11 protein-coding genes and 1 pseudogene are annotated in these 10,756 nt (G+C 57.2%); 9 read left to right on the plus strand and 3 right to left on the minus strand.

Annotated features, from left to right (window positions below; all coding sequences use genetic code 11):
• Positions 1–261 (minus strand): annotated as a pseudogene (locus ACXJ5O_RS10145) (hypothetical protein); the annotation flags it as partial.
• 244 nt (positions 262–505) lie between these two features.
• On the opposite strand from ACXJ5O_RS10145, the gene ACXJ5O_RS10150 reads away from it, so the two are divergent.
• From ACXJ5O_RS10150 to ACXJ5O_RS10190, 9 genes are all read left to right on the plus strand, one after another.
• Complete coding sequence (locus tag ACXJ5O_RS10150) at positions 506–1,255, plus strand: FadR/GntR family transcriptional regulator (RefSeq protein WP_457299783.1); 750 nt, start codon at positions 506–508, stop codon at positions 1,253–1,255.
• Positions 1,256–1,278: 23 nt separating this feature from the next.
• Positions 1,279–2,256 (plus strand): sialic acid TRAP transporter substrate-binding protein SiaP, encoded by a 978-nt coding sequence (locus ACXJ5O_RS10155; RefSeq protein WP_457299784.1) that lies wholly within the window; start codon positions 1,279–1,281, stop codon positions 2,254–2,256.
• Between the two features lie 69 nt (positions 2,257–2,325).
• On the plus strand, positions 2,326–2,898 hold the full coding sequence (locus ACXJ5O_RS10160; protein ID WP_112531077.1) for a TRAP transporter small permease: 573 nt from the start codon (positions 2,326–2,328) through the stop codon (positions 2,896–2,898).
• Between the two features lie 3 nt (positions 2,899–2,901).
• Positions 2,902–4,308, plus strand: a complete 1,407-nt coding sequence (locus ACXJ5O_RS10165) for a TRAP transporter large permease (protein ID WP_457299785.1) — start codon at positions 2,902–2,904, stop codon at positions 4,306–4,308.
• Positions 4,305–5,351, plus strand: a complete 1,047-nt coding sequence (locus ACXJ5O_RS10170; protein ID WP_112531079.1) for an L-idonate 5-dehydrogenase — start codon at positions 4,305–4,307, stop codon at positions 5,349–5,351. Before ACXJ5O_RS10165 ends, ACXJ5O_RS10170 begins: the two co-directional genes overlap by 4 nt.
• Positions 5,352–5,527: 176 nt before the next feature.
• On the plus strand, positions 5,528–6,388 hold the full coding sequence (locus tag ACXJ5O_RS10175; RefSeq protein ID WP_457299786.1) for a D-alanyl-D-alanine carboxypeptidase family protein: 861 nt from the start codon (positions 5,528–5,530) through the stop codon (positions 6,386–6,388).
• Between the two features lie 153 nt (positions 6,389–6,541).
• Positions 6,542–7,123 carry a hypothetical protein gene (locus ACXJ5O_RS10180; RefSeq protein WP_457299787.1) on the plus strand — a complete coding sequence of 194 codons (582 nt, stop codon included), beginning with the start codon at positions 6,542–6,544 and terminating at the stop codon, positions 7,121–7,123.
• A complete protein-coding gene (locus ACXJ5O_RS10185) occupies positions 7,123–7,704 on the plus strand; it encodes a hypothetical protein (protein ID WP_457299788.1) in 582 nt (193 codons plus the stop codon). Before ACXJ5O_RS10180 ends, ACXJ5O_RS10185 begins: the two co-directional genes overlap by 1 nt.
• A 1-nt stretch (position 7,705) precedes the next feature.
• On the plus strand, positions 7,706–8,275 hold the full coding sequence (locus ACXJ5O_RS10190) for a hypothetical protein (RefSeq protein ID WP_457299789.1): 570 nt from the start codon (positions 7,706–7,708) through the stop codon (positions 8,273–8,275).
• On the opposite strand, the gene ACXJ5O_RS10195 is transcribed toward ACXJ5O_RS10190, so the two are convergent.
• Both ACXJ5O_RS10195 and ACXJ5O_RS10200 read right to left on the minus strand, forming a co-directional pair.
• Complete coding sequence (locus ACXJ5O_RS10195; protein ID WP_457299790.1) at positions 8,265–9,527, minus strand: hypothetical protein; 1,263 nt, start codon at positions 9,525–9,527, stop codon at positions 8,265–8,267. The two genes, ACXJ5O_RS10190 and ACXJ5O_RS10195, sit on opposite strands and share 11 nt — an antisense overlap.
• A gap of 77 nt (positions 9,528–9,604) precedes the next feature.
• On the minus strand, positions 9,605–10,756 hold a 1,152-nt coding region (locus ACXJ5O_RS10200; protein ID WP_457299791.1), incomplete at its 5' end, for an MFS transporter.

Genomic DNA, 10,756 nt, shown 5'->3' on the forward strand with positions numbered 1-10,756 from the left:
GCGCTGCACGACACGGCGCACCAGCGATTCCGGAACAGCATAGGCAACGGAATATTTCGAGATCAAACCATCGACGGACGACCTATCGGAAGATTTGGGTTGCGGCTTGGTGTCTACAGCATTTGCAAGCCGCGGCGATGGTTCAGGAAGCGGAATCGACGCTGCATTGGGCAATTTCGGATCGGCTGTCGTGCAAGCGCCGAGTACCAAAGCAAGGCTCAGGCAGGCAAAGGCGCGYGGCAATCGAATATCAAGCAGCATTTGTCACCGAATGGACGAGGCAGATGTTGAGCTGTCATAGCTTGTTCGCAGGGGAGTGGGGCAATCACTTTCCAATACAAGGCGTAACAATAGGATACCGCACTCCGGTTCACGTATGCCGTTCCGAGATTTCTTGGACTAAAGTCTGCCTTGACTCTATGATATATATCAATGTATCAGTTGTATATTGGTAAGGCCAGTTTACCAGTCGAGTGCGGAAGGGAGAGCCGTGCGGGGAGGACCAATGTTTGCAGCGATCCAGCCGCGCCGCTTGTACCGGCAGGTGGCAGACCAGATACGCACGCTGATCGAAAGCGGCGAGTTTGCCGTCGGCGAGCGGCTGCCCGGTGAGCGCGAACTTGCGGAAAAACTCGGCGTATCCCGTCCGACCATCCGCGAAGCGCTGATTGCGCTTGAGGTTGAAGGGCTTGTTCATATCCGCATGGGTTCCGGCATCTATGTCATCCGCCAGCGCGAGAAGCCTGCACCTGTACAAGCCGAAGATCTGGAAGGACCATTCGAACTGCTGCGCGCCCGTGCGTTGATCGAATGTGCGATTGCGGAAGAGGCGGCCAAGGCGATTACGCCAGCTCATGTCGATGCCCTGGATGACGTGCTGACGAAAATGGCGAGCACCTTCAATGACCCGCACACTTCCATTGCGCTCGACCGGACTTTTCACACGACGATTGCTGGCATTATCGAAAACGCCGCGCTCAATCGGTTTGTCGGTGAGCTCTTCGACCAGAGGATGACGCCTTATTTCGAGAAGCTGGCGAGCTATTTCGAAAGTCCCGCTTCCTGGCGCGAGGCATTCGAGGAACACCGGGCCATCCGCGACGCCATCGCTTCGGGCGACCCGGCGCGCGCCAAATCGGCGATGCAGCATCATCTGCTGCAATCGCAAATGAGATTTTCCAAGAGCTTCGATGAGGAACTGGAAAGTGAAAAGGGTCATCCCGCGGGAGGCCGGAGCAGAAGTACCAAGATCTGAATTCAATCTGGGAGGACTAGGATATGAAGATCAAACTGACGACAATTCTGGGGGCGGTTGCCGCTCTCGCGCTATCGGCCGTGGTGGCGCAAGCGCAAACGGCACTCAAATGGGCGCATGTGTACGAAACGTCGGAGCCGTTCCATACGGAGTCTGTCTGGGCGGCCGAAGAGATCGCCAAGCGGACCAACGGCCGTTACAAGATCGACGTATTCCCGGCTTCACAGCTGGGCAAGGAAGCCGATATCAATCAGGGGCTTAAGCTTGGCACGGTCGATATCATCATTTCCGGATCAAGCTTTGCCGCCCGGGACTACAAGCCGATCGGCGTCACCTATTTCCCCTATATCTTCCGCGGGCCAGATCATCTGATCGCCTATACGAAGAGTGACGTCTTCAAGCGTCTTGCTGCCGGCTATGAGGCAAAGACCGGCAACCACATTGCAGCTGTCAGCTACTATGGAACTCGCCACACGACCTCTAACAAGCCGATTGCCAAGTGCGAGGACATGCAAGGTCTGAAGATCCGCGTGCCGGATGTGCCCGCCTATCTCGCCATGCCGCGTGCCTGCGGCGCCAACACCACGCCGATTGCTTTCGCGGAAGTCTATCTGGCGCTGCAGAACGGCACAGTCGAGGCGCAGGAAAATCCGCTGACGACGATCGAAGCCAAGAAGTTCTTCGAGGTCCAGAAGAACATCATCCTGACCGGTCACATCGTCGATCATCTGAATACGGTGATTTCAAAGCAGCTCTGGGCCAGCCTATCCGATGAAGACAAGAAGATCTTCGGTGATGTGATGCAGGAAGCTGCCGAACGCACAACGAAGATCATATCGGAGAAGGAAAAACAGCTCGTCGCGACATTCAAGGAAAAGGGCATCAACGTGACGGAGATCGATAAGGCCGACTTCGAAAAGAACGTGGTGGAAAAGGTCAAGTTCGAAGATTTCGGCTACGAGAAATCCGATTGGGAAGCCATTCGCGCGATCAAGGAATAATCCGATGAGGCCGGGCGGTGATGCTATCGCCCGGCCCCATTCCATGCTGACGCCAACCGGAGACGGAACATGTCAAATGAAATTCATACCCCGGTAACCGCCGAAGAGCTTGCTCATTCCTTCGAAGACGCTGCGCCGGTGGCTGATCTGTCGGACTATGCCATTGAAGATTGGCTGACACTGATCGTCTTCTGGCTCATGACGGGATGCGTATTCCTTCAGTTCTTTACGCGGTACGTCATGAACGACAGCTATGCCTGGACCGAAGAAATCGCGATCAACTGTCTGATCGGTGTGGTGTTTCTCGGCTCGGTGATGTGCGTCCGCGTCTCGCGGCATATTCAGGTGGACGTTCTCTACCACTACTTGCCGGCGGGCGTTGCTCGCGCGCTGTCAAACTTCGTCGATATCGTGCGCATCGGCTTCTTCGCCTATGCGGTCTGGTTAATGTGGCGATACGTCGAGATCGTTGCGGAAGAGCGCATGGTCACAGTCGATCTTCCACGCAACATCGTTTTTTACAGCGTGCTCGTCGCATTCATATTGATGCTGATACGCGCCGTTCAGGTTTTCATCCGCAATGTTCGCCGGGGCTATTCTGTCCTGGAGCGTCCCGAAGAATTCCAGAAGATCGAGGACTGATCAATGTTATTGCTTGTTGGAACTTTCCTTATTCTTATGCTTGTCGGTGTGCCGGTCGCAATTTCCATGGCCGTTGCCTCGGTGCTCTATCTCGTTTTCTTCGGCGTCGCCCCGGACATCATCGTGGCACAGCGAATGATCGCTGGTGTTGAAAGCTTCCCGCTTCTTGCCGTGCCGTTCTTCATCCTCGCCGGCAATCTCATGAATTCCGCAGGTGTCACCGGGCGCATCTATTCCTTCGCTGTCGCTCTTGTCGGCTGGATGAAGGGTGGTCTGGCGCAGGTCAATATCATCGGCTCCGTGATCTTCTCGGGAATGTCTGGAACTGCTCTCGCCGACGCCGCAGGTATCGGCACTATCGAAATCAAGGCGATGAAGGACCACGGCTATCCCGTCGAAGCGGCCGTCGGCGTTACCGCGGCTTCCGCGACGCTCGGACCGATCTTCCCACCGTCATTGCCCTTCGTCATCTACGGGATGATGGCCAACGTCTCCATCGGCGCACTGTTCATGGCGGGCATCCTGCCCGGCATCGTCATGACCGTGCTGATGATGGTTACCGTTGCCATCTTCGCCTATGTGAAGCGCTGGGGCTCCGACGCACCTTTCGAGATAAAGCAGCTTCTCGAAGCTTCGCTCGAGATCCTGGTCGTCGCAGCCGTTCCAGTGGTTATCTATCTGCTGATGCTCACGGGCCTTTCCATCAATGCTTCAGTCGGTATCGCGCTGGTGCTACTCCTCGCCGCCGACTGGTATTTCGATTTCTCCGCGGTTATGGCGCTGATGACGCCGGTGATCCTCATCGGCGGCATGACCATGGGCTGGTTCACGCCGACAGAAGCGGCGGTCGCGGCCGTCTTGTGGTCGCTGTTCCTCGGCTTGGTGCGCTACCGCACGATGACCTTGAAGAGCCTTGCCAAGGCGAGTTTCGACACGATCGAGACAACCGCTTCGGTATTGTTCATCGTGACGGCGGCCTCTGTCTTCGCATGGCTTTTGACTGTGAGCCAGGCGGCTCAGCTCCTGTCGACGGCTATCCTGTCGATTACCGAGAACAAATGGGTGTTTCTGATCCTGGTAAACTTGCTGATGCTGTTCGTCGGCTGCTTCCTCGATACGATTGCTGCCATCACCATCCTTGTGCCGATTCTTTTGCCGCTCGTGCTTAAATTCGGCATCGATCCGGTGCATTTCGGCTTGATCATGACGTTGAACCTGATGATTGGCCTGCTGCATCCGCCACTGGGCATGGTATTGTTCGTCTTGTCGCGTGTTGCGAAGCTCTCCGTTGAGCGCACGACAATGGCAATCTTGCCCTGGCTCGTTCCACTGTTCATCGCACTGATTGCGATCACATTCATTCCGGCCATCACCCTTTGGCTGCCAACACAACTGGGTCTGATCAAATGAGTACCACGGGCATTGCTGCAACTCTCTTCGGTGCTGAAGATCTTCGTGTCGTCGATATCGAACTCGGTGACCTCGCGCCGAACATGGTGCGGGTCCGCTTTGGGGCTGCCGGCATATGCGGCTCCGACATGCATTATTTCCGTCATGCGAGAACCGGCGATTTCGTTGTTACCTCGCCGCTTATACTTGGCCACGAAGTAGCGGGTGAGGTCGTCGAGATCGGGAGCAACGTGACCGGACTGGCGGTTGGTGAGCGGGTCGCGGTCAATCCGTCGCGCTGGTGCGAACACTGCGCCTACTGCCATGAAGGTCGGGCAAACCTTTGCGAGAACATTTACTTCATGGGTTCGGCTTCGAAAACGCCGCACATGCAGGGAGGATTCGCCAGCTTGTTCGATGCAACTGCGTCGCAATGCGTCAAGGTGCCAGCGGACTTGCCCTATCAGGCAGCGGCGCTCGCCGAACCGCTGGCGGTCTGCCTGCACGCGGTACGCCGCGCCGGCCATGTCAAGGGAACTTCGACCATCATATTCGGTTCGGGCCCCATCGGCCTCTTGACCATGCTGGCGCTGAAACATGCCGGCGCGGGATCTGTGGCCATGGTCGACGTTGCCGCCGCACCCTTGAAATTCGCAGAAGAGCTCGGCGCTGACCAGACGATAGACCTGTCGCAAGGCGAGGAACAGCTGGCGGCGTTTGCAGCCGCCACGCCATACGATATTGCCTTCGAAATTTCCGGAACGGCGGCGGGACTGGCCTCGGCCATTCGCACGGTCAGGCGCGGCGGAACAGTGGTTCAGGTCGGTAATCTTGCAGGCGGATCTATTCCCGTTCCTGCAAATGCTGTGATGTCGAAGGAGCTCGATCTGATCGGGACATTCCGCTTTGGCGAGGAGTTTTTCGAAGCGGTCGAGTTGATCGTCGAGGGCAAGATCGATGTGCTGCGGCTGGTGACTAGCGAGTTCAAACTCGCCGACGCGCCTGAGGCGTTTCGTGTGGCTCTGGACCGCTCGCGGAGCGTCAAGGTGGTGCTCACAGCGTAACGCGCGACAATTTGGTGTGGGAGACTGCGCTTGGCGCACGGGGTCAAATCGGCTAACAAGCGCGGTTAGAGCCTTTCATGAAAGACTCTAAGCCGAATTGTTAACCTCTCCTGCGCTAGACATCTGCTCTTTCGCATAAGCATTATGTTCGGAATATAAACGTGCTGCGAGTTCATATGTCGTTCTATTCATTTTCGAAAGTCGTGGTGTTGATAGGGGTGATTCTTGGCACGGCCAGCGGTTGTACGACTGCTGCAACGCTGAGTACCGTCACCCCGACGACGGTTGCACCGGTTTCGGAAAAATCCGCCTCAATCGTGGTCGATGGCAGCACGGGCGCGGTTCTTTATCAGGCAAGCGCCGATCTACCGCGGGTGCCTGCCTCTCTGACCAAGATGATGACTCTCTACCTCACTTTCGAGGCACTGAAATCCGGACGGATTACCAAGACGACTCTCCTGCCGGTCTCCGCTCACGCTGCATCGCAGGCACCAAGCAAACTCGGTTTGAAGCCGGGTCAGACGATCGACGTCGATACCGCGATCAAGGCGATCGTCGTCAAATCCGCCAATGATGTCGCCGTGGTTTTAGCCGAATATCTCGGCGGCACGGAAGACCAGTTCGCAGCACAGATGACAGCCAAGGCGCGTCAACTCGGGATGCGCGGCACCAACTTCCACAACGCTTCCGGTCTGCCCGACCCGCAACAGATCACCACCGCGCGTGACATGGCGCTGCTTGGTATGTCGCTGCGCAGGCACTACCCTGGGCAGTACTATTATTTCGTCGCCCAGGATTTCGTCTACAACGGCAAACTCATCCGCGGGCACAACCGCGTTCTCGCACAGTTGAACGGCGCAGATGGCATCAAGACCGGGTATGTGCGGGCTTCCGGCTTCAACATCGTCACATCGATCAGCGACAATGGCCGGCAACTCGTGGCAGTCGTCATGGGCGGCGAGACGGCACGAAGCCGCGACGCACAGGTTGTAAGTCTGGTGAACGCCTACCTACCTCAGGTTGCCTCGCGCTTTTGACATGATGCGATTTCCTGCGGTTGCCTAGGTTCTTTTCCACAAGTTGCCGCGCGTCAAAATCCAAGACTTGAAATTTGCCCCGCAAACATTGCATGGTGCGAGAGACAGCGACTCATTATTGATCCGAGGATCGAGAGGAGAACGATCGGGCCGATGCGATCCCGTTTCCTGAACCTGCGCAGCAAAGCAATCGCCTGGTTAACGGCGGGCATCGGCTCATTTGCAGCACTGGCAACTGCATTTGCCCTTGGGGCATTCGAGGCAGCGGACAAGCAAGAGCTGCCGCAAATCACCGCCGGCCAGTCGCTCGACGCGGGGAAATGGCTGATCAAACCCTTGAAAGCGTGGGTGACCGACCAGAAAATCTTCAGTGTGACCCCGAAGGAAGCGCAGAAGGCTGTCGTTTTCGCAGTCGAATTGATGAACCGCACGACCCAGTCCGACAGCGGCTATGCCAATACGTTTCATCCGCTTGGGAAATTGCAAGCAATCACCGAGCAGCCCCTTGCCTATCTCGATCGGGATGGATCGTCGTTGCCGGATTTGCAGCCCGGAATGCCGGAAAAGATTACTTACGTCTGGTTGGTGCCATCCGATGCGGTCCCGACCGGCACGATCGAGCTTGGTATCGAGGCGTGGAAGTTCAAGCTGCGCAACAATCTGACGGGCACGCCGGGCTGGTGGAGCAAGGCTCCGGCAGGCACCGTAAGTCTGCCACTCTCGGAGGAAGGCTAGTGCGCCGGCTCGCCAATATTCTCGTCCTGATCGTTGCCGTCGGCGTGCTTTACGGCATGCAGCAGACCAAGCCGCGCTTCGGTGAGCTGACGGCTCCTATTCCCGTCTATGGCAAGATGCACGATAAGGTTCACACCCGCGAGTTCGATGTGACGCTGGATCAGGTCGTTTTCGCGCGCCAACTGGACTTCACCCAGTATGGCGAGAAAAAAACGCTGACGACTTCGGGTCTTTGGGTGATTGTCACGGCAAACCTTGCAGCGACGACAAACAGCACGAGCGTTGCCGCGGCAACCTGGCTCGGGCCGACAGGTTTGAAGTTCACAACGTCCGGCCGGGTGGGCTGGGCCCCGGGCATGCCGCCGCACCTGCTTGCTCCGGGATTGCCCAAGAAGGTGCGATTCATCTTTGAGACAACGCCGGATCAGGTGAACGAGGCAACGCTGGTTCTTTCGGGCAAGGTAGAGCCGGCATTGGATTCCGAAGAGCGCATTTCGATCGATGATCTCAAGACGTTCAATGATGGGCAGCCTCTGGTCATCGACAGTTACGACCCGTTGCGGCCTCTAACAGGAACCTGAAATGTCGATCGCGATTGAGGACAAACAGGACGCTTTGGAGCGGCAATGGCGCAAGCGCAGCCTGTGGGCCTTGCTATTCCTCGTTCCGATTTCACTGTTATCGATCTCGTACAGAGACATTAATGAACTCGTCCGGTACCGGGATATGCTGCCGGTTGACGTCGCTGCAGGAGAGATCAAACACTATGGCGGCAGCGACTGGCAGTTTCAGGGATTGCGCAAGGTGGAAGGTATAAGACCCGGCCGGCTTCCCGCCGGTTCGGTGCCAATCATCGCGCGTTTTGTGGTCGAGATCGGTGATCCCGACCTTCAGAATCTTTGGCTCATGTGCGCTATCAAGCTGACAGATCGTACGGGACGGATCTGGTATCCTTCGAGTGTGCCGGGAATGCCTTCGCCGCAACCGGGCATCGAAACGTGCAGTTCCACTGCGTTTTCCGGGGCGCAGAAGGGGGAGCGCAGAGTGATCGAGGAGAATTATCTCGTTCCAGCGGATGTCGCAGACGAACTCGTCCCGACTTTAGGGATGCACAGCGAGCGGCCGTTTTATCTGAGGTTTGCTAAGCCTTAGCTCCCTTTGTCATCGAAAACGCTGTTTCGAGGACGGCGGCCAGAAAACAGATACGCAAGGGTTCTACGAGAATTCCGGTTGATGAATCCTGGAGCGGACTGCCAAACAGGAAGGTTACACCATTCGCAAGGACTTCCCACACGGCGATCGAATGCGGGCCTATCAGGTGTGCGGTGCCGAGCCACAGCCAAGCCGCAGCCCATTCGATAAAGCGATAGCCGAGGATCAAGGTGATGATGAGCAGCAGTCCGGAATTCAGCGTGAGCCTCACTCCATTCGCGATGGGCAAGTATCTTGAGCGATACCCGCTGATGAAATGCTCGATGAAGTCGCGCAGGAATTTCGGGATGGCCTGATATCGCTCGCCAAAGCGTTCGACGCGATGGTGAATGCGCATGAGTTCTTTCTGGTCGCGGACGTCATAGCCGTAGACAAGCGCGACCATGACCAGCCAGATCACCGGCAGGAGTGCGTGGAAGAACAGGTTGATCGCTACCGCACTGAAGTTCTCCGGAACCTGTTCGACCGGGATCAAGGCGGCGGCAAAGGCCGATGAAACCGGCAAGGCGAGTGCCGCGAAGAATTGTTCGAACCACGACCACAGCCGCCCTTCGACTAGTGCCTGCAACCAGTCATCCTTCCAGCGGCTGATGATATAAAGACCGATGAATATCCAGTTGGTCTCGCAAACGACCATGATGATATCCCAGACCGAGCGCTTGGTGCGTTCCTTCATGGCCTTTGCGAAACTGCGCACGATCCACGAAATGGCAACCGACAKGAGGATCCATTTGGAATCCAGAACGTCGAGCACACTGCCGCCACCACCTTCAAATGGCCGCAGCTCAAGTGCGAGGCGCGAATATTGGCGCACCGTATCGCCCAGAAATCCCCAGGCTGCGTAGTATGCGAAGAACGGGAGCAGTGCGACGGCAATGATCGTGGTGAGACGAGACAGGCCGAATTCGCGTCTGTCCGCTTCTTCATCGGCCTGCGTTTGTGCGGCGTTGACGGAGGGCAATCCCGGCCGCACGATCTGGATAATGGAAACCGTCGTTACAAGCTGGGTAAGCGCAACGAGCGTCAACAGCCCAAGACCGGCATAGTGGTTGATATAGGCGGCCTTGACCGCCACCCACATCAGTAAATCCGATACGGTGAGCCCGAGCAGGACAACAGCGATAAGCTGTGGCCAGAAGCGCAACCAGAGCCTGAATGTCAGCTTGATGGGCAATGCCACTTCGGCCAGCATGGAAAACCTTTCGCGAATCTCATGCCGACCTTAGCAAGTTATCTCATCCTGTCACCCCTTCGGACGGCCTCCTCGCTTTAGCAGGTGGCGAGCGCTTCGGTCGTCGCACGGCGATCGAGCATCTGACTCCAGAGGGTCAGGCCGAGCGCGCCAACCACCAGAAGCGAACCAACCCAGGGCGTTGCGCCGAGCCCAAGCGGCGAAGCGACGATGAGACCACCGAGGAAGGCACCGCCGGCGATGCCGASATTGAAGGCGGCGATGTTCAGTGCCGAGGCAACATCGACCGTTTCAGGTGTGTGAATCTTGGCAAGTTGCACGACATAGAGCTGGAGGCCGGGGACATTGGAGAAGGAGAGTGCACCGAGAGCGGCGAGCGTCACCAAAGACCAAATGGGCGAGACCGCGGTGAAGGTGAAAATCGCCAGCACTGCAGCTTGGAGCGTGAACATGACAGCGAGTGCGCCGACAGGATTACCGTCGGCGACGCGTCCGCCAACCATGTTGCCGACCGCAATGGAAAGACCGTAGAGCACGAGTATCAGGCTGACGGTCGAGCCGGCATAGCCTGTGATTTCCTGCAGGACGGGCGCAAGGAATGTGAACATGACGAAGGTGCCGCCATAGCCGAGCGCCGTCATGGCAAAGGCGAGAAGCAGGCGGCCACTGGCGAGAGCACGAACCTGATCGATAAGCCGCGCAGGTTCTGCTTTGGCGATCTTTGATGGTAACAGGAATGCGATGGCGAGCAAGGCAATGACACCAAGTCCGGATACGGCCCAGAATGTTGCGCGCCAGCCGAGCTGCTGGCCTATGAAGGTGCCGAGCGGTACGCCGGTAACGATGGCGACGGTCAGACCAAGGAACATCATGGCGATGGCGGAAGCGCGGCGGTTTGGCGCCACCAGATCGGCAGCGATGGTGGCGCCGACCGAGAAGAATACGCCATGGGCAAAAGCACTGAGTACGCGAGCGACGAGCAGTAGTTCATAGGTCGGCGAGAGTGCGGCGGCGGTATTGCCAATGATGAAAAGCCCCATCAGACCGAGCAACAGAGGCTTACGCTCGATACGGCCTGTCAGAGCGGTGAGAATGGGCGCGCCGAAGGTTACGCCGAGTGCATAGACGCTGACGATAAGACCAGCGAGTGGCAGCGTAATATGGAGATCGGAGGCAACTGTGGGGAGAAGGCCAACGATGACGAATTCCGTCGTTCCGATGGCATAGGC

The sequence above is a fragment of the Phyllobacterium sp. P5_D12 genome (assembly GCF_054049495.1).

Coding starts and splice junctions, on each gene's coding strand:
- ACXJ5O_RS10150 (WP_457299783.1), top strand. CDS start 506: ATGTTTGCAGCGATCCAGCCGCGCCGCTTGTACCGGCAGGTGGCAGAC.
- ACXJ5O_RS10155 (WP_457299784.1), top strand. CDS start 1,279: ATGAAGATCAAACTGACGACAATTCTGGGGGCGGTTGCCGCTCTCGCG.
- ACXJ5O_RS10160 (WP_112531077.1), top strand. CDS start 2,326: ATGTCAAATGAAATTCATACCCCGGTAACCGCCGAAGAGCTTGCTCAT.
- ACXJ5O_RS10165 (WP_457299785.1), top strand. CDS start 2,902: ATGTTATTGCTTGTTGGAACTTTCCTTATTCTTATGCTTGTCGGTGTG.
- ACXJ5O_RS10170 (WP_112531079.1), top strand. CDS start 4,305: ATGAGTACCACGGGCATTGCTGCAACTCTCTTCGGTGCTGAAGATCTT.
- ACXJ5O_RS10175 (WP_457299786.1), top strand. CDS start 5,528: ATGTCGTTCTATTCATTTTCGAAAGTCGTGGTGTTGATAGGGGTGATT.
- ACXJ5O_RS10180 (WP_457299787.1), top strand. CDS start 6,542: ATGCGATCCCGTTTCCTGAACCTGCGCAGCAAAGCAATCGCCTGGTTA.
- ACXJ5O_RS10190 (WP_457299789.1), top strand. CDS start 7,706: ATGTCGATCGCGATTGAGGACAAACAGGACGCTTTGGAGCGGCAATGG.